Here is a 21,561-nt window from a genome sequence, read left to right as displayed (position 1 = left end):
TATACAAGGCAACGCCGGCTTGGAGCAGGCGCTTTACCCAAATGCAGCGAAAACGTAACGAGGGCGGCGGTTGGCAGGCGGCGGGCTGGCGGTTCTGCAGCGAAACCGCACCGTCCATAGCAAAAACCGCCACAAAGGTGCCTGGCCCCTTTGTGGCGGCCGGATCCGCAGGATGGCGTGACCCGGGGCGCAAACCATCACAACATTCGACGTTATTCGGCAAAATCGCGATTTTCATCGAATGTTGTGATGGTTTTTACTGCTTTGCGGCACGATCCAAATGCCGGCGTCCAAACAGCAGCAGTGCCGCGGGAACCGCCGTCACGACCATACCCGCCCCGATGAGCGTCTGCTGCACGCCAAACGTCGCCGCCAGCCACGGGGCAATCGCCAGCGGCGCCACGCCGGCGAACATGTTGCCAAAGCCCATGACCGAGTTGACGCGACCGAGCTGTTCGAGCGGGGCCGTCGTTTGCACGATCGTGTTGTGGAGCGGGTTGACGACGCCCCAGGCCACGCCCAGGGCAATCTGGCCGACGAGGGCTACGCCCACGTACGGCGTTCCCACGTAGAGCAGGCTTCCCAGGCCCACGGACAGAAGCGCCACAAGCAGCGTCTTAAGGTTGACCAGGTGCGGCGGCAAGCGGAGCGCGACCACGGCGCCCAGCACCGCGCCCACGCCGCAGGCAGACGAGAGCCAGCCCATCCACTCGACACCGGCATGCAGAACATCACGGTAGAAGAATGACTCCAGTGGATCGAAGGCGCCATAGCCAAAGTTCGAAAGGAAAATAATGCAGAACAGCAGGGCGAGGACGCTGTTGCTAAAGACTGTCTTGATGCTGGTCACGAAGGTGACGCGGGTGGATTTATTGGAGTCTGAGCTTTGAATGGCAGTACTTGCCGTTGTGCTGCTATCCGCGGGAGCACTTTCGCGCGCGGCGACGCGACCTGCTTGCGGCCTAAAGCCCCAACCGGCGACGAGCGCCAGTACGGCAAAGATCATCATGAGCAAAAACACCGCGTGTGACGATGCAGCCGCCGCGACAAAGCCGCCCAGTGTGGGGCCGACGATAATGCTCACGTTGGAGAGCATGGCGATGGCGGAGTTGATGTCTTTGAGCTCGACGGGGTCGTCGGTGAGATACGCCGGATAGGACGTGGCGACGGGCTGGGCGAATCCCATCACAAAGCCCAGGAGCACCGCGCCGGCAAGGACTGTTCCGGTCGCGCTGCCACAGGCGAGGATTGCCGCGCCGGTTGCCAACGTGCCGAAGATACTCGCCCGGAAATGCCGCCACGGACCCCAAGCGTCAAGCGCCGCTCCACCCGCAAAGGATCCCAGGATCACGAAGACGTTCATAAACAGGACGGCCAGCGATGTCGCAACGACCGAGGCATCGTCTGCATAGGTGAGTGTTCCGATAACACCGATAAAGTAGCTGGTCTGAAAGCCGGTATATATGAGGAAGCGCATTGCCACCAGGTGCTTAGCCTGCGCGGACAACGAAGGGTGAGGTTTTGAGAGAAGAGATACGAGCACGGAGACTCCTCGTTTCATACGAATACGGGCGGTGGACATTCGCCGCCGTCTGTCAAATCAATCTATCCGCATGAAACATTAAGGACGCATCAGGACCCTTCTCTCCGTTTTTCGCCCGTCATGAACTACTTGGTAGATTGTAAGGCATGTCACAAAAATCTACCAAAGCAAAAACCACCACAAAGGTGCCTGGCCCCTTTGTGGTGGAAATGACGTTTGCCCAGATAGAACCTGCCAAAATAAACCTGTCCCTTTTTGGCAGGTTCAGCGCCAAGCCTTAAAGGTGGTCTTGGATAAGGTCGCAGATGGCGCGGGCGTCGTTGATGTTGATGGCTCGGGTCGCAAAGCCTGCGTCGAAGGCCTGACGTGCCAGGGCTTCGTTGCAGGCAAGGGCCAGCGTGCGGCCGTCGACCAGGTCGAGCGAGCTCTTGCCACGCAGACGGTCGACACCGGAGCGCGCGACCACGATGTTGTCGAAGCCCTCGGTCTTGTAGCCCTCGATGATCACCACGTCAACATCGTTGTAACGCGACAGCAGCTCGCGCGCGGGCATCTCGTCCTCCTCGCGCGTGTCGGCGTACTCCGCCCAGCGCGTGGCGCAGATGAGGCCCACGTGCTTGGACCCGGCCTGGTGATGGCGCCAGGTATCCTTAGCGGGCACGTCGATATCAAAGCCGTGATGCCCGTGATGCTTGAGCGAACCCACGCGCAGGCCGCGACGGGTGAGCTCGGCGATAACCTTCTCGACGAGCGTGGTCTTGCCCGAGTTTTGGTAGCCGATAAACGCGATCGCGGGAACGGCCGGTGTCGGAGCTGCGGGCGCGACGGCGACGGGTGCGCTCGCGGGTGCGGCACCGTCAGTGGCCACGGCCTCAACAGCAGCGGCCTGACGCTCTGCGCGGTCCCATACGCCCGAGCGGCCGCCCTCCTTGTGCAACAGGCGCACGTCGACGATCTCCATGCCGCGATCAACCGCCTTGCACATGTCGTAGATCGTTAGACACGCGGCACTCGCGCCGGTCAGCGCCTCCATCTCGATACCCGTCTTGCCCGTCACGCCGGCCGTAACCAGTACGTGAAAGCCAACCTGCCCGTCCGCGCGCGCCGGTGCCCAGCCCTCGGGCATATCCTCGGCTGGCGTCCCCGCCGGAGCGATGGGCGCAATGTCGCACTTGCTCTTGGTAATGAGCAACGGATGGCACATGGGAATGATGTCGCTCGTGCGTTTGATGGCCATGATGCCCGCCACGCGCGCGCAGGCAAGCACGTCGCCCTTTTTGGCGCGGTCCTGCAGCACCATGGCCTGTGTCTCGGGATGCATGAGGATGGTGCCCTCGGCGATGGCGATGCGATGGGTCTCGGCCTTGTCGGACACATCGACCATGCGCACCTCGCCCTTGGCGTCCACGTGCGTCAGCTCGTTGCGACGTGCGTCACGGGCGGGTTCGGTGGCCGCGCTGGAAGTCGGCTGCGCGGACGCGCCGGCGTTGCCAGCATTCGCCGCGGCCGTGACTTTGTGGGCAGACATCGCGGCCCTGCGAGCGGCCTTGGTGGCGTCGGCGTACCTGCTCTTGGCCATATGATCATCCTCCGATTTGGGACATAAATCGTTGCGTGCCCTCAATTATCGCGTGTTCCTGCGGTTTGTGGGCCACGGCATCGCGCCAAATCGAAAGTACCTGTATATCATCACCACGGCGCAGGGCGTCGCGCACCGAATACTCGGCATCGCTAAACAGGCACGGACGCACGTTGCCATCGGCCGTCAGGCGCAGACGGTTGCAATTCGCACAAAAATGGTTGGACATGGCGCTAATAAAGCCAACCGTTCCCGCCGCGCCCGGAAAGCGCCAATAGCGCGCAGGGCCCGCGCCGGCAGGAGCGTCGTTGATGTCGAGCGGCTCGAGCTCGCCCAGTCCCGTCGCGGTGGCCCCGGCATTGATGCGCGCCCGCAGCTCGTCACTCGGCACGGTATCGCTCGCGTCCCACAGCTCGGGATTGAGCGCGGGCGCATGCGGGTCCACAGCGCAATGCGAGCTCGTGCGCTCGTCGCCGATGGGCATATATTCGATAAAGCGCAGGTGGATGGGACGGTCGAGCGTGAGCCGCGCGAGGGTCGCCACATCCTGGTTGAGCCGGCGCACAACAACGCAGTTGACCTTAACGGGCTCAAAGCCCCAAGCCAGCGCCGCGTCGATGCCGGCCATGGTCTGCTCGAGCCGACCCAGGCGCGTGATCTTTCCAAAGAGCGTAGGGTCGAGCGTGTCGAGCGAGATGTTGACGCGGTTAAGCCCGGCATCTTTGAGCTGCGGCGCCAGCTTGGGCAGCAGGGCGCCGTTGGTGGTGAGCGAGATGTCCTCGATCTGAGGGATCGCGCGGATGTCGCGAATAAGCGGAATAATACGGCGGCTGACCAGCGGCTCGCCGCCCGTCAGGCGCACGCGGCGAATGCCCTCCCCCGCCACCAAGCGCACAAAGCGGGCGATTTCCTCGGCGCTGAGTAACTCGTCGTGTGCACGGGGCGCCACGCCATCGGCCGGCATGCAGTAAATGCAGCGGAAATTGCACTTGTCGGTAACGGCAATGCGCAGGTAGTTAATGTCGCGGCCAAAACCGTCATGCTGCACGTGCCCGTCCACGCAGCCCTCCCCTCACGCGGCGTTTTATTCTTCGAAAAACATAATACCCCACGAGAGAATCATGCCACACCCGTACGACAGGACAGGTCGCTTCGAACAAGACCGGCTTTTCAAGCCCATCCTCAACACACAAACCTTGACTCTACAATCGTTGTAGGGTTTTCACTACACTGGTACGGAAACAGACCCAGCCAGAAAGCCCCACCTATGGAACACGACCTCACACGCGGCAATGTCCTTAAGACCATCGCGGTCTTTGCCCTGCCCTATATGCTCTCGTACTTTTTGCAGATGCTCTACGGCATGGCCGACCTGTACATGATGGGGCAGTTTAGCGGTGCCGCCGGCATCACCGCCGTGGGCAATGGCGCGCAGACGCTCTATATCATTACCGTGACGCTCGTGGGTCTGGCCATGGGAACGACGGTTATCGTCGGCCACGCCGTGGGCTCGCGCCGCTTCGATCGCGCCGAGACCGTCATCGGCAACACCATCACGCTGTTTATGGGTGTCTCGGTAGTGCTGGCAGCCATCCTGCTCGCACTGTGCCCGCAGATCGTGGCACTTATTGGCACGCCAGCCGAGGCAGTCGAAGGAACCGCCGCCTACCTGCGCATCTGCTTTGTCGGCATTCCGTTTATCGCCGCATACAACATCCTCTCGGCCATCTTTCGCGGGCTGGGCGATTCGCGCTCGCCCATGTACGTGATCGGCGTGGCGTGCATCATCAACATCGCGCTCGATTTTCTGTTTATCGGCCACTTGGGACTCGGCCCCGTGGGTGCGGCGCTCGGCACGGTAACCGCCCAGACGGCAAGCGTTGCCCTCGCACTCGTGTGGCTTAAGAGCCGCCGCACGAACATCCACGTTAAGCGTAGCGACCTGCGCCCCCAGCCCGAGGTGCTCGGCAGCATCCTTAAGATCGGCGTGCCCGTGGCCGTGCAGGACGGCTGCATCCAGGTGGCGTTTATGTTTATCACCGTCATCGCCAACCATCGCGGCCTGGTCGACGCCGCCGCCGTGGGCCTGGTCGAAAAGATGATCAGCTTTTTGTTCATTGTACCGAGTTCCATGGGCGCCACCGTCAGCGCACTCACGGCGCAAAACGCCGGCGCGGGCAAGGGCGACCGTGCGCGTCAGGTGCTCAAAGACGCCATGACCATCTCGGTGGTGTACGGCTGCCTGATCACGGTGCTGATGTGGCTGGTGGCGCCGGCGTTTATTGGCTTTTTTGCCAAGGACGCTGCAGTAGTCGCTGCCGGCACCGGCTATATGCGCAGCTACATTTTCGATGCAATCTTTGCCGGTATCCACATTTGCTTTAGCGGCTTTTTCGCTGCATATGGCAAGAGCTACATCGGCTTTGCGCACAACGTGCTTGCCGTGGCGCTTATTCGCGTGCCAGGCGCTTGGCTGCTGTCGAACGCCTATTCCGACACGCTGTTTCCCATGGGCATCGCCTCGCCGTGCGGGTCGATTTTGTCGGCAGTCATCTGTGTTGTCGCGTTTACCGTGCTCAACCGGCGCGGGGCTTTTGACAAGTTAGCAGCGTAGCGGGGCAACGCGAAATCGCCCTCATTGACGACATCATCAGCGACGACCCCGCGACCTACGTGACGCAGATCACGATGCCGGTTTCCCCAACAAAGTAAGAACCGCCCGGAAGGCATCGCGCTTTCGGGCGGTTCTTCAATTTGACTATTGATGCCTTAAGCCTGGGGCACCTCACCGGTAGCCAAGATCTGCTCGAGTGCGTCCTCGTCCAGCACGGGTACGCCCAGCTGCTCGGCCTTGGTAAGCTTGGAACCCGCTTTGGGGCCGGCAACCAGATAGCTCGTCTTCTTTGATACACTGCCCGAAACCTTGGCGCCGAGCACCTTGAGCGCCGCGCCCGCCTCGTCGCGCGTGCGGTTGACGAGCGTGCCGGTGAGCACGAAGGTCAGACCCGCGAGCGGCTGTGCGTCGGCGAGCTCGCCTGCCACGCCAGCGTCGGCTGCGGCTTGCGCGTGCGCGGCGCCCAAATCGACCTCGAGCGACAGGCCCGCCTGGCGCAGACGTTCCAGGACGGCAAGGTTCTCGGGCACGGCCAGGAACTGCTTGACGCTCGCCGCAATCTTGGGGCCGATACCCTCGCACTCGGCAATATCCTCTTCGCTCGCCAAGATAAGCTTGTCAATCGACAGGAATCGCTCGGCGATGACCTCGCCCACGCTCTTGCCCACGTGACGGATGCCCAGGGCAAACAGCACGCGACCGAGCGGCTGACTCTTGGACTTGTTGAGCTCGGCGATGATTTTCTCGGCCGTCTTGAGGCCTACCGGAATGGGGTCGCCCTTCTTAACGCCCTTTCTGCTGTTGGAGCTGGCATAGGTGCGCCCCGTGTCCAGGCCGGCGATGTCGTCGACCGTGAGCTGGTAGAAGTCTGCGACGTCGTGAATCAGCCCGGCGGCGATCATCTTGTCGACGATCTCGTCGCCTAGGCCATCGACGTCCATGCAGCCGCGGCTCACCCAGTGGAGCAGGCGCTCCTTGAGCTGTGCGGGGCAGTCGATGGACACGCAGCGGTAAGCCACCTCGCCATCCTCGTGGACCACGGGGCTGCCGCACACGGGGCAGACCTCGGGCATATGCCAGTCGACCGAATCGGCCGGGCGCTTGTCGAGCACCGGACCCACGACCTCGGGGATCACGTCGCCCGCCTTGTGCACGATGATGGTGTCGCCCTCGCGCACGTTTTTGCGGCGGATCTCGTCGATGTTGTGCAGCGTGGCGCGCGCGATGGTGGAGCCGGCAACCGTCACCGGGTCGAACTCGGCGACCGGCGTGAGCACACCGGTGCGGCCCACCTGGATGCGAATTTCGCGCAGGATGGTCTGCTTTTCCTCGGGCGGAAACTTAAAGGCAATGGCCCAGCGTGGTGCGCGAGCGGTAAAGCCCAGGTCGAGCTGCTGCTGGAAGCTGTCAACCTTTACGACCACGCCGTCGATGTCGTAATCCAAGTCGCCGCGGTGCTCGAGCGCCTGGGCACAGAACTCGTGGACCTCGGCCGGCGTGGCACAACGAGCCACGTTAGGGTTGACGCTAAAGCCGGCGCTACGCAACCAGTCCAGAAACTCGCGCTGGCTGTGGACGTGCAGCGGATCGGTATCGGCGATGGCATAGATAAAGGTGGCCAGGTCGCGGCGCGCCGTGACCTTGGGATCCTTCTGACGCAAGGATCCGGCAGCGGCGTTGCGCGGGTTGGCGAAGGGGTCGCGGCCCTCGGCATCGGCCTCTTCATTCAGGCGAACAAAGCTGCCCTTGGGCATGTACACCTCGCCGCGCACTTCGATGGTACGCTCGCGGTCGGCGCCCATGTGAGCGAGCGCCTGCTCGGACAGGTGCATGGGCACATCCTTGATAGTGCGCACGTTGAGCGATACGTCCTCGCCCGTGGTGCCATCGCCGCGTGTGGCCGCGCGTACGAAGGTGCCGTTTTGGTAGGTAAGCGCGACGCCCAGGCCGTCAATCTTGAGCTCGCAGGTATAGGTAACGCTACCGGCACCGAGCGCATCCTCGGTGCGCTGGAGCCATGCGTCGAGCTCGTCCAGATCCATGGCATCGTCCATGGAATACATGCGTGCCATGTGCGTGACCGGTGTAAACTGCTCGCTCACGTAGCCGCCCACGCGCTGGGTATAGCTGTCGGGCGTCACCAGGTCGGGGTAGGCAGCCTCGATTTCTTGCAGTTCAACGAGCATTTTGTCGAAGGCGACGTCCGTGATCTCGGGCGCATCGAGCATGTAGTAGCGGTAGGCGTGGTAATCGAGCTCGTGGCGCAACTCAGCCGCACGCGCTGCCGCCTGGGCACGGTCATCGGCCGGCGCGGCGGTATCCGTGCTCGCTGGCGTTTCGGTATCGATGTCCACGCCGTCACCAAACAGGCTCGATTGCTCCATAGCGGCACTCCTTCGCTCGATTTCAAACGGATACTAGAGTACCACCGGTCGCAATGGGGCCGAATAGCGGTCTCAAACCGCACCGAATTGGCAGCGACCGGACCGGGGTTGGACAGTTAGTTCAGATTTGTATAATTACGCGCGCCGAATCGAGCTGAAATATCGGCTTTTCGCCCCAATCAATCGTTCTGAACGGCAAATTAGGTTTGCTTCCGTCTTCGAGACACCCATCTCGGCCCGTCTTTCATTTCAAAACCGCTCAAAACACGCCTCAGACCGCACCCGTTTTATACAAATCTGAACTAACTGTCCAAGCCCTTCCGAACCATGCCCTTGCCATTTCTAAATGATCCGTTTTCCTCCGTCCCCAACGGATCAATAAGAGAAGAGGGGCTGTCCCGCGCTGGCGGAACAGCCCCTCTGGCTTCGATATGTGCGATACAGCTCGTTAGAAACCCTGACCGTAGCCTTGCCCCTGACCCTGTTGGCCCAGCAGTTCTTCCAGGTACTGGCGCAGTTGCTCGTCGGTAATGCCGCCGTTGCCGGTGTCGGTCGCGCTGTCGTTCTGCTGCTGGTTCTGCAGCTCCTCATCAGAACCCAGCTCGACCGTGACCTTCTTCTCTTCCTTGCCGCGCACGAGCGTAATCTCGACCTTTTCGCCCACCTCGTGGCTGCGCAGCGCGATAATCAGGCCATCGGCGCTCGTAATCTCATCGTCACCCAGCTTGGTGATGACATCGCCCTCTTGGATGCCAGCCTTGGCGGCAGGACCGTCCTCGACGACACTTGCCACATACGCACCGCTATCGGTGCCGAGATTGTTAGTGCGGGCGTTGAGCGCGTTGACGCTCGAAAGCGTGGCGCCCAGGTACGGATGAACCGGCGTCTTGCCGTCGATGATCTGGTCGGCGATGTTCTTGGCATAGTTGACCGGAATGGCAAAGCCCACGCCCGAGCTGGAGCCCGAGTAGCTCTCGATAAGAGAGTTAATACCCACGAGTTCGCCATTGTCGTTAACGAGCGCGCCGCCGGAGTTGCCCGGGTTGATGGCGGCATCGGTCTGGATCATGTTGGCGTAGATGGTGTTGCCGCTGGTAGAACTCATGGCCGTGGAGCGATACAGCGCCGACACAATGCCCGTGGAGACAGATTGCTCGTTGCCGAACGGCGAGCCGATCGCCATGACCCACTCGCCCACGTTAAGCTTGGAGGAATCACCAATCTCGATCGGCGTGAGCTTGGAGGCGTCAGCATCCTTGAGCTTGATGACGGCCAGGTCGCTCGAGGCGTCGTTGCCCACGAACTCGGCCTCGTAGGTGGTACCGTCGTCCATGGTAACCACGTACTGGTCATAGCCATCGACCACATGGTTGTTGGTGAGGATGTGGCCCTCGGTATCGAGCACCACGCCCGAACCGACGCTGCCCGAACCATCCGACTCGTCGGCAGACTGCGAAAGCGAGCCATTCTGGCTACCGCTCGAAGTGGCGGTGATGGAAACGACGGAGGGCAGGGCCTTGGCAGAAACGGCCTCGGCAAGCGTGGTGTCCTCGGAGTCGATCGTAATCTTTTGCGTCGATGAACCCGAAGCACCCGCCGTCACGACATTCTTTCCGCCGCCAATGTTGAGCGTGCCACTCATAATGAGCGCGATGACCAGCAGGGCGCCGCAGGCGCAGCCGGCGAGCGCCGTAATAAAGATCGGCAGCTTTTTGGTCTTGGTCTTGACCACCGTGTGCTTGTTTACAACCTGCTGACCGCCCAGCGGCTGGCCGGTCCGTGTGTCGTAGGCCTGCACGTAGGGAATGTTGCCGTCGGCAGGCGTCGACTCCACCTGCACGCGCGGCTGCTGCTGGGTCTCGCCGGCGTTGCCCGCATCCTGGGGACGCTGGGAATCGTTCTCGCTCATGACTGCGATCCTTTCGTCTAATAACCAAAGGCCCGCCAAACATGTGGCGGGCCATCATTGTTCACGTTGAGTTGTACCCCAATATGCGGGCGAACGTGTATGAGAACGCAATCTTTAAGGAATGCTTAAGTTCTGCTGCAAACTCGAAAGGGATCCACGCATGCGGCAAAACCACCACGAAGGCGCCTGCCCCCTTTGCGGTGAAAAGCTAGTCCTTAAACAGATAACCCACGCCACGGACGGTGGTGATATGTGCCGCAATCTGCGGGCCCACCTTGGAGCGGATGCGTCGAATGTGCACGTCGACGGTGCGCGTGCCGCCGCAGTACTCAAAGCCCCACACGCGGTGCAGCAGCACTTCGCGGCTGTAGGCACGGTTGGGATGCGTCGCCAAAAAGCTCAGCAGCGAGTACTCCATCAGCGTCAGGTCGATGGGCTCGTCGTCGAGTGTCACCTGGTAGGTAGCCAGGTTAATCTCGAGGTTATCGATGTTGAGCACATCGTCGGCGGTGATGGTCTCCTCCTCGCCCATCAGGCGCTGCGCACGAGCCTTAAGCTCGTTGGGCGTCGCCGTGGGGCATACAAAGTCGGCATGCGCGTGATTGGGCAGGCGCAGGGTGCCGAGCGCCTCGTCGTCGACGATTACCAACATGGGAACGCCGCCGCGGTCGTCGAGCCATTTGGCAATCTGATCGATGCGGTCGCTGCGGATGCCATCGGAATCGAGGATCAGCAGGTCAAAGTCGTGCGCCGCAGTCGGCGAATCGGGGGTTGCCAGGCTCACCTCGACACCCAGGGTGGTCGTCAAGCTGCGGGCAAACTCGTGGAAGCGCGTCGTGCGCGCCATGAACAGGGCACTCTTTTCGGACATATCGACCTCCAAGGAAATGAGCTCAATCGTACTGGAACGAACCAGCGCGATTAGGAGTTCGCCAGATAATGCTTGATCTCCCACTCGGTAATCGTGGACTCAAACTTATGCCACTCGTCGCGCTTCTTTTTGAGGAAGAAGCTGTGGATGTGCTCGCCGAGGGCATCCTTCATAAACTGCGAGTCCTCAAACACGTCGAGCGCCTCTTTGAGCGAGCGCGGCAGCGGCGTATAGCCGGCCTCGACCATCTGACGGTCGGTAAGCTTGAGCGTCTCGGCCGTTGCCTCGGGCGGGAGTTCCAGCTTGCGCTCGATGCCGTCCAGACCAGCCGCCAGCGTGACGGCGTTGACCAGGTACGGATTGGCCATGGGATCGGGGCTGCGCAGCTCGATGCGCGTGGACAGCTGCTTGCCGGGCTTGTAGACCGGGATGCGGACCATGCTCGCGCGGTTGCGCAGGCCCCACGTAGCGTACTGTGGCACGGAGTCGCCGCCCGTGGTGATGCGCTTGTACGAGTTGACCGTGGGGTTGGTGATGGCGCTGATCTCGCGCGCGTGTGCCAGAATGCCGGCCATATAGTGCTTGGCGATATCGGAGAGATGGTACTTCTCGTCGTCCTCGCCCCAAAAGACGTTGTTGCCGTCGTGGTCGAACAGCGACTGATGCAAAAACATGGCGCTGCCGTCCTCGCCCGCCAGCGGCTTGGGCATAAAGGAGGCGTGGCAACCGCTCTCGTAGGCCTGCTGCTTAATGATGAGTTTGGCCGTGGTGATGGCGTCGGACATGCTCAGGGCCTCGGCGTGACGCAAGCTAATGCCGTGCTGCGAGCGGCCGGCGGCGTGGAAGGTGTACTCCACGGGCACGGACATCTTCTCGAGCGTGAGCACCGTATTGCGGCGCAGGTCGCGAGCGGCATCGCTCACCGAAAGGTCGAAGTAGCCCACGTTGTCGAGCGGCTCGGGGGTGTGCTCGTCGGGGAAGTAGTAATACTCCAGCGCGGCACCCACGTTGAGCAGGTAGCCGGCCTTCTCGGCCTTATAGAACATGCGGCGCAGGGCGTCGCGCGGGTCGCCGGCAAACGGCTTGCGATCGGGAGTGCACACATCGCAGAACACGCGGGCGACGCCGTTATGGCTCGGGCGCCACGGCAGGATCTGGAAGGTCGAGGCGTCAGGGAACGCGAGCATGTCGGCTTCCTCGGGCGTGGCAAAGCCCTCGATGGCGGAGCCGTCAAAGCCAATACCCTCCTCAAAAGCGACCTCGAGGTCTTCGGGGCTAATGGCAAAGTTCTTGAGGCGGCCGAGAATGTCGACAAACCACAGACGCACAAAGCGGATGTCACGCTGCTCTACGGAACGGAGTACGTAATCGATGTTCTGCTGGTTCATGTCGCTCCCCTTTCTTTTGGGCGGGTTTCGACTGGTCTATATCGCAGATACTATCGCAGAAAAGTGTTTCCGCAGGGTTAAAGCGTATCAAGCGCCCAAAAAACGTGCGCGAACAGGCAGTTACGGACGAGCGGCTAGCGCGAGGTCGAAGCGCGGTGTTCGATGTGGCCGGGAACCTCGATGCGCTTAGGGGCGAGCTTTGCGGCATCGCCCACGGTGGTGGTAACAACGTCGATACGCTCGGAGAGGCGATCGACCACGCGCTCGGCGATGGTGAGGGTGTCCTGCGCGGCCGTGGTGACTCCACCAAAGAGCACATGGTTCCAGGGATAGTCGTCAAACGTCGCGATCTTGAGCCCCGCCGGCAGCGAGGGACCAAGCTGCGCCAGCGCCTCGGTAAGGCGCAGGAAAACCAGGCCGTTGACGGTAATGAGGCCGAGCTCTTTTCCTGCATAGCCGCGGATGGTCTCGTCTAGGCGGCCGACGCCCGTGGCGCCCCCGTCGGCCAGGGTGACGACCTCGCCGGAAAGGCCGCGGCGCGAAAGCTCGTCGGTAAAGGCCTCGGCGCGCTCGCGACGGACGGGGCTGTCGTCGCTTGCTTCGGTGAGCAGGCACAGGCACTCGCTGCCAGCGGCGGTCAAGGCGTCTACCAAGCCGGCGACCAGCTCACGGTTGTTAGATGTCACCAGATCGACACCGCCGTCGGCAACGTCGCGGTCGAGCAGCACAACGGGCAGGCGTCCCGCTGCCGCGACGATCGCCTCGTCGTTACCACCGCAGGTATTGACGACCAGGCCGTCCACGCCAGCGTCGATAAGCCTGGTGAGCGACTCGGCCTCCTTGGCGGGATCGTTGCCGCTAATGGCTGTCATGAGCGAGCAGCCGCGCGCGGCGGCGCTGGCGGAAAGGCCCTCGAGCATGGCGCTGGAGAACGGGTTGGCGATGTCGGCCAAGATCACGCCGATGAGGTTGGTACGCGAGCTGCGCAGATTGCGCGCGGCGGCACGTGGGCGATAGCCGGTACGCTCGATAACCTCCGCAATGCGAGCACGGGTTTCCTCGGTCATTTGCCCGGGGCGGTTATTGAGATAGCGCGAGACCGTGGCCGGGCTCACACCCGCCTCGACGGCAATGTCCTTGATTCTCATCTGCGCCATAGCGCACCCCGTTTCCCCATTGTCGGCAGTCTGAGCCATTTTAGGCATTTTTTAAAATTCTCGGTTGCAAAACGCTGTAGGTGAGCAGCATCGTTTTTGCGTCTCGAGCAGATGAGATAATGGGCTAGATAGCCGAGTCTTTGGACAGCTCAAAATAATCGGGATGTAAGGCGATAACCGGACCTTGCTCTTCGGGCATCAGGTGCAGGTGTGTCTCGGCCAGATAGCTCGCCGCGTCGGTATCGCCCCTCTTAATGGCCTCGAGAATCCGGCGATGCTGCCGACGAATCGGCTCCCAATCTAGATCCTGCGACACCATACGCAACCAGTTGTATCGCTCAAAATGCGTATTGACGCTCTTCATCCAATCCCACAACATGTGACGGCCGGCAATCTCAAAACACGTCTCATGGAACAGGTTGTCCAGGTCAAAGAAACGACGCGTTTCGCCATGGTCGAGCGACTCGGACTCGGCAAGAATCTGATCGAGCCGATGCTTTTGCTCGGGTGTGGCGACCGAGCAGCATTTAATGAGTACGCTTCGCTCGAGTTTCTCGCGCAAGAAACAGGCGTTCTCGGCGCGCTCCATGCTGATCTTAGAGACGTAGGTGCCGCTTTTGGGACGCGTTTCCACCAGCTCCTGCTCACGCAGGCGCACAAAGGACTCGCGAATGGGCGTACGCCCGATTCCCGTCTCCTTTTCCAGACCAATCGCCGAAAGGCGCGTGCCGGGCTTGAGCTCGGCATAGATGATCTTGGAGCGCAGTGCATTGTATGCCTGATCTTGCAAGCTTTGATTATGCTGGTGCTGTTCCATAAAGCCCTCGGATGAAGCCCGCGGTTTGTCAAATTTCACCACGTAATACTATCGCATCGACACGCCCCAGCTCCCAATCAGTCTTTTTGGGACGGGGCTCTTTTAGCTACCCTAGCCCGCAGATCGGCCCCTTGCCACAAAAGTGGCCCATCTACTACGTTAACACGGATAGCCTCGGCCATACCAAAAACCGTGAAAACAAAACCGCAGGTAGGCAGCTTGTCGATTTTCGAAAAAGCCGACTATGGTTGACCTCTGCGGCTTAAACGTAGTAGATAGGCCCTTTTCGTGGCGCAGCACTACTGCACCCCAAATTGACACCCCGAGCCTGTTATAAGTTGCTGTGAAATACGGACGGTTGATGATCAAGGCGCGCTATGCGGGTTGCTATAGCTCACTACACTTTGATGCGCGTCGCTATACTTTGCTATATCTTGCTATAACTTGACAATAATCGGCCCGTTACCATTCGGGATATAACGGACCCCAAGCCAACGCTGGCTTGGGGTCCGTCTTGTACCATGATTCTTTTGGACTATGAGCGCTCGTATTTCGTGGCCCGCCCGGTTCCCTGCCTTACGATTGCATTCCGTTCAAGCAGAGATTCGAGTGCCGCCAACGTCCGCATGCGGCTCAGCCCCGTCTGCTTTTCGCTTTCGTATGGCTCAATACCGGACGCAGACTGTTTTCGTCTGTCAATACGTCTGCAGTCCAAACGAAAAGAGCCCCGAGCTCGTATGAACTCGGGGCTCTTGGTGCCGCACATCTATGAGAGGATAAATTCGATGCGTACGGGCGCTACTCCATGAAGCCGCCCTGGGATGGCGGCAACCTCGTCGTTACCCGTCTGATGGGTGTGTTCAAGGCGTCCGTTCCCCTTTTTATCGACGTAACGGGCAAAAAAGCTCGTCGAGGAGACCATCCACACGCACCACGGTGCGGCCGACGCCATCGAGGCGCACAACCCCACTGCCGCTCACGATGCGATGTATCTGCACCTGGCCTACAACCGCAACATGATTGTGGAAGGCACACAGACAAAAGGCATTTAAGGCTCGGCAATGATCTTTCTATGATAAAACGCAAGCGGCGGCCGCCCAAACACGGGACGGCCGCTGCTTGCGTTTTATCAAATGGTGCAATGGGGTCAGGTTCACATGCACCAAATTGGTGCAAAGCAACCTGTCCCCATGCAACAAGGGGTTGACTAGAGCTCGCAGGCGACCTTGTAGCCATCGCCGATGGCGTCGCGAATGTTGCCGCACTTGTTGGCGTCACCCAGCACGTGGGCGGCAACACCGGCTGCAGCCAGGTCGTCGGCCAGCTTGGTGTTAGGACGATAGCCCATAGCAAGCACCAGCGTATCGGCACCGGCGATGGTGTGGACCTCGCCGTCCTTCTCGTAGCTGATAGTATCCTCGGTAATCTCGGTCACCTTGGCCTCGGTCAGCACGTGAACGCCCTTTGAGAGCATGCGCGTGATGAGCACCGCGCGACCGGCACCACCCTCGTTGGCGGCGAGCGTCTTGGTCATCTCGATGACGGTGACGTCGCGGTTGGCCGGCGACAGGTCGTTGACCAACGGGGCCAGGTAATCGGCCGTCTCGCAGCCAACGGTGCCGCCACCCACGATGACGATCTTCTTGCCCGGGAAAGCCTTGCCGCCCAACAGGTCGTCAGCCGTCATAACCTGCTTAAAGCCCTGCATGAAGGCCGGGGCGATAGGCTCGGCGCCATAGGCCAGGACGACCTCGTAGTCGGCGTAGTCACGCTGAATGTCCTCGGCAGTAAGCTCGGTGCCAAAGACGCACTTTACGCCGGCCTCGGCCAGGCGACGGTACTGATACTTGATCACGCGGGTGAGTTCCTGCTTTGCCGGCGGAACGGCTGCGATGCGCATCTCGCCGCCCGGCTCGTCCTGCTTATCCACGAGCACCACGTTATGACCGCGCTTGGCGGCAATGTAGGCTGCCTCCATGCCCGCGGGACCGGCGCCCACAACCAGTACGTTCTTGGCCTCGGCGGCAGGCTCGTAGCCAGCCTCGTCGCGCTCAACATCGGGGTTGACGGTGCAGGAGATGCGCTTGCCAAACATAATGCCGTTCAGGCAACGCAGGCAACCGATGCAGGGACGGATCTCGTCGGCGTTGCCAGCGGCTGCCTTGTTGCAGAACTCGGCATCGCACAGATTGGCGCGGCCCATCATACAGATGTCGGCAGCGCCGTCCTCAATCAGCTCCTCGGCGATCCAGGCCTCGTTAATGCGTCCGACGGTGGCGACGGGAATGTTGACGTGCTTTTTGATCTCGCGCGAGCAGGCGGCATGCGAGGCCTGCTGCGTACCGGCGGCGGGAATCGCGGAGCCGCGCTTGATGGTGGTACCGCCCGACACGTGAATCATGTCGACGCCGGCCTTCTCCAGGCGACGCGAGACGTAGATCATGTCGTTGAGGGTCAGGCCGCCATCGGTGTACTCATCGCCCGAGATGCGGACGTCGATGATAAAGTCCTTGCCGCAGCGCTCGCGAATCTCGGCGATGACCTCGAGCAGGAAGCGCATGCGGGCGTCGAGCGAGCCGCCGTACTCGTCGGTACGCTTGTTGTAGAGCGGGGTCAAAAAGCCGCCGAGCATGCCGTGGGCATGTGCCGCGTGGACCTCGACGCCATCGACACCGGCCTTCTGCATACGCACGGCAGCGTCACCAAACTGATGCGTGAGCTCGTGAATCTCATCGACCGTGATAGGACGCGGTGCCTCGCGGGCATAGGACGGGCCCACAAAGGACGGAGCGATCAGGCGCGGCGTGCCCGGAATGTTAAAGGCCATGTAGGCGGGGTGGAAGAGCTGCGGCATGATCTTACAGCCATACTCGTGGACGGCTGCGGCGAGCTTTTCCCAGCCGGGGATAAACGTGTCGTCGTAGCAGCACATGTCACCCGGCAGATAGGTATAGGTGGGCTCAACCGTCACGACCTCGGTAATGATGAGGCCAACGCCGCCCTTGGCACGGGCACGGTAATGATCGACCAAGTCGTCGGTCACATAGCCGTGATCGGCCAAGTTGGTGGACACCGGCGGCATAAAGACGCGGTTCTTAACCTCGGTCGTACCGACCTTGATCGGGCTAAAGAGCATCGGGTAGGCACAGGACTCCATACAGGGTTCCTTTCGTTTGAGCCGCTCGGCGGCAGTTGCTAACACACCTATCGTATCAGCAACTGCCGTATCCGCAGTCATACATGCCCAAGCGCCGTTCGGCTAATGAATACCGCGGCCCAAGTCTTCGGCGATTTTGTCCACGCCCTTAAGTGCGGCGCACGTCTTTTTGTTGGAGCAATGCCCTGTGCAAACGCCACCCTGAGCACAGTCGGCGCAGGTGCCCTTGCGATAGATGCGCACGCATACCGCGACAAACGCAATACCGATAACAGCCAGAACAACAATATCGATAGGTGCCATAGCAAGCCTCCTCTAGTTAACCTCCACTTACTTTACCCCATTTCCACCTGCCAAAAAGGGACAGGTTTATTTTGGTCGGTTTTATCTGCGGAAACGCCACATCTCCCCCACCACCAAAAAGCCCGAGTGTCGCTGGGACACCCGGGCTCGTGGAAAGGGGCTAATCCTTATTCGGACTTAAGCGGAAACTGCGGCGGAAGCAGTGCTGGTCTCGTCCTCGTCGGTCCACGCATGCGCAGGGATAGGACGGAAGATCTGGAAGAGCATCGCAACGAGCAGCACGATGGCCACAATCGTCCAGATACCAAACTGTCCCAACACAAACAGGTTGTAGAACTGGTTGATGAACAGGCCGATCACCCAAGCGAAGGCGCACTCGTAACCGATGGCAATCGCAGTCCATTTGCCCGAGTCCATCTGGTTGCGGATAGTGCCCATGGCGGCAAAGCACGGGGCGCACAGCAGGTTGAAGGCACCGAAGGCAACGCAAGCGCCCATGGTGGGGAACATGCCGGCAAACGCAGTCCACAGGCTCGGGTCAGTCTCGGCGGCGTCGGCGACGGACAGCAGCGAACCGGCGGTGGCGACGACGTTCTCCTTAGCCACAAGGCCAGAGACAGTCAGCGCAGTTGCCTGCCAGGTGCTAAAGCCGAGCGGGGCGAAGATCCAAGCGACCAGGTTGCCGAGCATGGCAAGCACGGAGTAGTCCATAAACTCCTCGGGGATGCCGTCCATCGCAGGCAGGAAGCCAAAGGAACCGTTGTAGCTTCCAAAGTTGGAGAGGAACCAAACGACGACGGTGGACGCGAAGATGACCGTGCCGGCCTTCTTGATAAAGGCCCAGCAGCGCTCCCACACGTGCAGCGCCCAAGAGCGGATCGCCGGGAAGTGGTAGGCGGGAAGCTCCATAACGAACGGCGTCGGGCGGCCGGCGAAGAGCTTGGTCTTCTTGAGCATAAGGCCCGAGGCGATGACGGCGAAGACGCCCAGGAAGTAGAAGAGCGGGCTGATCCACGCCGCGGTGGTGGAAGAATCACCGATGATGGAACCCATGAGCAGGGCGATGATCGGCAGCTTAGCGCCACAGGGAATAAACGTGGTGGTCATGACCGTCATGCGGCGGTCCTTCTCGTTCTCGATGGTCTTGGTGGCCATGACGCCGGGGACGCCGCAGCCCGAGGACACGAGCATGGGGATAAAGGACTTACCGGACAGGCCAAAGCGGCGGAACACGCGGTCCATGATGAAGGCGACGCGGGCCATATAGCCGCAGTCCTCCAGGAAGGACAGCATCACAAAGAGCAGGAACATCTGCGGGACGAAGCCGAAGATAGCGCCCAAACCGCCGACGATGCCGTCGCAGACCAGCGAATCGATCAGGCCGCCGTCCTCGGTGCCACCCGCCACAAGGGCATCGTGCACCACGGTGGTGATACCCGGGACATAGGGGCCGTACTGCGCCGGGTCAACCGAGTCGGCATCGTCGCCCGCAGCCTCGACGGCTGCATCGTAGGCGTCGCGGCCCTGACCGAGCACATACCAACCGTCGGTACCGAAGAGCTGGTCGTTGGTGAAGTCGGTCACCGTGCCACCTAAGGTGGAAACGGCGATGTAGTACACGCAGAACATGATGACCACAAAGATCGGCAGGCCCAGGATACGGTTGGTAACCACACGGTCGATCTTCTCGGAGGTGCTCATCTTGGCCGGAGCCTTGGTGAGGCACTCATCGATGATGTGCGCGATGACGCCATAGCGCTCACCGGTGATGATGGACTCGGCGTCGTCATCACAGTCCTGCTCGCACTGGGCGACCAGCTCTTCCACGCGAGCGGCCTTCTCCTTGGTGAGGTTGATGAGCTTGCAGGCGTCCGCATCACGCTCGAACAGCTTAACCGCGTAGTAGCGACGCTTGTTGGCGGGAACGCTCGCCGGCAGGTTGTTTTCGATGTGGTCCAGAACGTCCTCGATGGAGGAATCGAACTTGTGCTCCGGCACCTGGCCCTTGGAAGCAGCGGACTTCTTAACCTGCTCGAACAGTTCCTTAATACCCTTGTTCTTAAGGGCCGAAATCATCATGACCGGGCAGCCGAGCTTCTTGGAGAGCTTGTCCGTGTCGATCTTGTCGCCGTTCTTCTCGACCAAGTCGGCCATGTTAAGGGCAACGACCACGGGTAGGCCGGTCTCGATAACCTGAAGCGCCAGGTACAGGTTGCGCTCGAGGTTGGTGGCGTCGACCACCTGGACGACCACATCGGGCTCGCCGCTCATGAGGTAATCGCGCGAGCATTGCTCCTCGGGGCTGTAGGGGGAAAGCGAGTAGATGCCGGGGAGGTCCGTGATGGTAACGTTCTTGTCGCTCAGGAGCTTGGCCTCCTTTTTCTCAACCGTGACGCCGGGCCAGTTGCCAACGTAGCCGTTGGCGCCGGTGATCAGGTTGAAAAGCGTGGTCTTGCCGCAGTTGGGGTTACCCGCCAGCGCGACATGGATCTGAGAATCCGCCATTCAATCCTTCTTCCTTGTGAGCCCGCGCTGCTTTCTCCGCGCAGGCTGGATAATGTGCTTCAAAGTTGCTGCATTAAGTTAGAAATGTCTAACTTAATCTGCGGAAATATACGCCGTGGGCCCTTACTGGACCTCGACGACGGCCGCCTCCTCCTTGCGGATGGAAAGCTCGTAGCCGCGCACGTTGATCTCGACCGGATCACCGAGCGGTGCAACCTTCACGACCTTGAACGAAGTGCCCTTGATGAGCCCCAGGTCCATAAGGTGGCGGCGAAGTGCGCCCTCACCGTGGAGCTTGACGATGGTAGAGCTCTCGCCCACCTTAACGTCACCCAACGTCTTCATCCTCTTATCCCCCTTTCGGTTTTTATGAAATGCTGCAGATTAACCGACGGTCATGATGTGCATGGCCACTTTAGAATCGATACCAAAGCGGGCACCCAGCACGGTAACGATGATGTTGGCGCCACTCGAGCTCACCACGTGAACCTCATTGCCTTCGACAAAGCCGAGGTCCTTGAGATGGTGCTTCATGTCCTCATTGCCCTTTACACGAGACACACGCACGGTTTCGCCCGCTTTTACCATCGAAAGCGGCATGGCCGGCATCTGCGGTCCGCAAGACATGAGTGAGCTCCTAACATCGGTTCGTCCTCAACATCGACGCGATAAAAGTTAACCGCGTCTATGTTCGAAATAGTATACTAACACGCGGTTAACTTTTTGGAAAGGGTCTCTATTCAGTTTTCGAAAAAGTTTCCCATACGAAACAAAGGCACCGCAAAGACGGTCTCTTTGCGGTGCCTTGTCATACCAATGTATGCAACAGAGGGGACTCTCCCCTTTTTCACATTGTTCCGCTTAGAGCGAGAGGTTTCTGATCGACGTGACGCACGAGGCCTCATCCGCGCCCGAAACACGAAAGACGACGCTCTCGCCGCACTCACCATAGAGGGCCATGAGTCCCATGATATCGCGGCCATCCGTATGGCGATCGCCGATGCTGACCGACACGTCACTACGATGCTTGGCGATAATGTCATAGAGAAGCGCAACCGGGCGGGCATGTAGTCCCAACGGATCTTTAATCGTCTTTGTAAACTCGACCATGTCCCCTCCCGCAGCATCGCACATTTGGCCGGCCAAACCCAGCCACGTGGTAGTTATTGTAGCGTTAGATGCTTGTCGAGAGCGGGACGGAAACCACATCCCACTTCGAGTGTGGGACTGCGGACAAAAAGTTGGACCGTTGAGGTCCGGAACGGAGTCCGCATGGCATACAGTAGGAGAATGGTGGAGAGGGCCAGGGCGCTTCGCGGCGCCGGGCTCACCGT

Annotated in this window: 16 protein-coding genes; 1 reads left to right on the top strand and 15 read right to left on the bottom strand. The window is 60.5% G+C overall.

All coding sequences use genetic code 11. The annotated features are described in order from the left end of the window. Positions 1-256: 256 nt before the first annotated feature. The 3 genes from ACTM82_RS07765 to moaA all read right to left on the bottom strand — a co-directional run bounded on the left by ACTM82_RS07765 (position 257) and on the right by moaA (position 4,182). On the bottom strand, positions 257-1,543 hold the full coding sequence (locus ACTM82_RS07765; RefSeq protein WP_441055544.1) for an MFS transporter: 1,287 nt from the start codon (positions 1,541-1,543) through the stop codon (positions 257-259). A gap of 277 nt (positions 1,544-1,820) precedes the next feature. Continuing rightward, on the bottom strand, positions 1,821-3,122 hold the full coding sequence (gene mobB / locus ACTM82_RS07760) for a molybdopterin-guanine dinucleotide biosynthesis protein B (RefSeq protein WP_441055546.1): 1,302 nt from the start codon (positions 3,120-3,122) through the stop codon (positions 1,821-1,823). A gap of 4 nt (positions 3,123-3,126) precedes the next feature. Further along, a complete protein-coding gene (moaA, locus tag ACTM82_RS07755) occupies positions 3,127-4,182 on the bottom strand; it encodes a GTP 3',8-cyclase MoaA (protein ID WP_441055548.1) in 1,056 nt (351 codons plus the stop codon). A 207-nt stretch (positions 4,183-4,389) separates the two neighbouring features. Here moaA and ACTM82_RS07750 point away from each other — a divergent pair, with 207 nt between their 5' ends. Then, entirely contained in the window at positions 4,390-5,736 is a 1,347-nt protein-coding gene (locus tag ACTM82_RS07750; RefSeq protein ID WP_427795041.1) for an MATE family efflux transporter, read from the top strand. Between the two features lie 155 nt (positions 5,737-5,891). Here ACTM82_RS07750 and ligA read toward each other — a convergent pair whose 3' ends face one another. From ligA to ACTM82_RS07690, 12 genes are all read right to left on the bottom strand, one after another. After that, positions 5,892-8,120, bottom strand: coding sequence for an NAD-dependent DNA ligase LigA (ligA, locus tag ACTM82_RS07745; RefSeq protein ID WP_441055551.1), 2,229 nt, complete (start codon positions 8,118-8,120; stop codon positions 5,892-5,894). A 448-nt stretch (positions 8,121-8,568) separates the two neighbouring features. After that, the gene (locus ACTM82_RS07740) at positions 8,569-10,029 is read right to left on the bottom strand and encodes a S1C family serine protease (protein ID WP_441055553.1); all 1,461 of its coding nucleotides are present in this window, start codon (positions 10,027-10,029) and stop codon (positions 8,569-8,571) included. A gap of 208 nt (positions 10,030-10,237) precedes the next feature. Next, a complete protein-coding gene (locus ACTM82_RS07735) occupies positions 10,238-10,900 on the bottom strand; it encodes a response regulator transcription factor (protein WP_427728642.1) in 663 nt (220 codons plus the stop codon). A 50-nt stretch (positions 10,901-10,950) separates the two neighbouring features. Further along, on the bottom strand, positions 10,951-12,288 hold the full coding sequence (locus tag ACTM82_RS07730; RefSeq protein ID WP_427795045.1) for a glutamine synthetase family protein: 1,338 nt from the start codon (positions 12,286-12,288) through the stop codon (positions 10,951-10,953). A gap of 134 nt (positions 12,289-12,422) precedes the next feature. Next, positions 12,423-13,445, bottom strand: coding sequence for a LacI family DNA-binding transcriptional regulator (locus tag ACTM82_RS07725; RefSeq protein WP_441055555.1), 1,023 nt, complete (start codon positions 13,443-13,445; stop codon positions 12,423-12,425). 124 nt (positions 13,446-13,569) lie between these two features. Then, complete coding sequence (locus ACTM82_RS07720) at positions 13,570-14,262, bottom strand: GntR family transcriptional regulator (RefSeq protein ID WP_427719797.1); 693 nt, start codon at positions 14,260-14,262, stop codon at positions 13,570-13,572. 1,207 nt (positions 14,263-15,469) lie between these two features. Beyond that, on the bottom strand, positions 15,470-17,419 hold the full coding sequence (locus ACTM82_RS07715) for an NAD(P)/FAD-dependent oxidoreductase (protein WP_441032202.1): 1,950 nt from the start codon (positions 17,417-17,419) through the stop codon (positions 15,470-15,472). A gap of 102 nt (positions 17,420-17,521) precedes the next feature. Then, a complete protein-coding gene (locus tag ACTM82_RS07710; RefSeq protein ID WP_117634210.1) occupies positions 17,522-17,722 on the bottom strand; it encodes a hypothetical protein in 201 nt (66 codons plus the stop codon). A 177-nt stretch (positions 17,723-17,899) separates the two neighbouring features. Next, positions 17,900-20,227 (bottom strand): ferrous iron transporter B, encoded by a 2,328-nt coding sequence (feoB, locus tag ACTM82_RS07705; protein WP_441055557.1) that lies wholly within the window; start codon positions 20,225-20,227, stop codon positions 17,900-17,902. A gap of 123 nt (positions 20,228-20,350) precedes the next feature. Next, on the bottom strand, positions 20,351-20,572 hold the full coding sequence (locus tag ACTM82_RS07700; protein ID WP_006234774.1) for a FeoA family protein: 222 nt from the start codon (positions 20,570-20,572) through the stop codon (positions 20,351-20,353). Between the two features lie 39 nt (positions 20,573-20,611). Beyond that, positions 20,612-20,854, bottom strand: coding sequence for a FeoA family protein (locus tag ACTM82_RS07695; protein WP_233547374.1), 243 nt, complete (start codon positions 20,852-20,854; stop codon positions 20,612-20,614). Between the two features lie 234 nt (positions 20,855-21,088). Next, the gene (locus tag ACTM82_RS07690) at positions 21,089-21,337 is read right to left on the bottom strand and encodes an HPr family phosphocarrier protein (RefSeq protein ID WP_195838595.1); all 249 of its coding nucleotides are present in this window, start codon (positions 21,335-21,337) and stop codon (positions 21,089-21,091) included. Positions 21,338-21,561 lie beyond the last annotated feature (224 nt).

Source organism: Collinsella sp. HCP3S3_E5, from assembly GCF_052067635.1.
GTDB lineage: Bacteria > Actinomycetota > Coriobacteriia > Coriobacteriales > Coriobacteriaceae > Collinsella.
Note: the sequence above shows the minus strand (reverse complement) of the source record. Positions and strands in the feature narration are given on the sequence as shown.

Coding starts and splice junctions, on each gene's coding strand:
- ACTM82_RS07740 (WP_441055553.1), bottom strand. CDS start 10,029: ATGAGCGAGAACGATTCCCAGCGTCCCCAGGATGCGGGCAACGCCGGC.
- ACTM82_RS07695 (WP_233547374.1), bottom strand. CDS start 20,854: ATGTCTTGCGGACCGCAGATGCCGGCCATGCCGCTTTCGATGGTAAAA.
- ACTM82_RS07720 (WP_427719797.1), bottom strand. CDS start 14,262: ATGGAACAGCACCAGCATAATCAAAGCTTGCAAGATCAGGCATACAAT.
- ACTM82_RS07715 (WP_441032202.1), bottom strand. CDS start 17,419: ATGGAGTCCTGTGCCTACCCGATGCTCTTTAGCCCGATCAAGGTCGGT.
- ACTM82_RS07725 (WP_441055555.1), bottom strand. CDS start 13,445: ATGGCGCAGATGAGAATCAAGGACATTGCCGTCGAGGCGGGTGTGAGC.
- ACTM82_RS07700 (WP_006234774.1), bottom strand. CDS start 20,572: ATGAAGACGTTGGGTGACGTTAAGGTGGGCGAGAGCTCTACCATCGTC.
- ligA (WP_441055551.1), bottom strand. CDS start 8,120: ATGGAGCAATCGAGCCTGTTTGGTGACGGCGTGGACATCGATACCGAA.
- mobB (WP_441055546.1), bottom strand. CDS start 3,122: ATGGCCAAGAGCAGGTACGCCGACGCCACCAAGGCCGCTCGCAGGGCC.
- ACTM82_RS07735 (WP_427728642.1), bottom strand. CDS start 10,900: ATGTCCGAAAAGAGTGCCCTGTTCATGGCGCGCACGACGCGCTTCCAC.
- ACTM82_RS07710 (WP_117634210.1), bottom strand. CDS start 17,722: ATGGCACCTATCGATATTGTTGTTCTGGCTGTTATCGGTATTGCGTTT.
- ACTM82_RS07730 (WP_427795045.1), bottom strand. CDS start 12,288: ATGAACCAGCAGAACATCGATTACGTACTCCGTTCCGTAGAGCAGCGT.
- ACTM82_RS07690 (WP_195838595.1), bottom strand. CDS start 21,337: ATGGTCGAGTTTACAAAGACGATTAAAGATCCGTTGGGACTACATGCC.
- ACTM82_RS07750 (WP_427795041.1), top strand. CDS start 4,390: ATGGAACACGACCTCACACGCGGCAATGTCCTTAAGACCATCGCGGTC.
- feoB (WP_441055557.1), bottom strand. CDS start 20,227: ATGGCGGATTCTCAGATCCATGTCGCGCTGGCGGGTAACCCCAACTGC.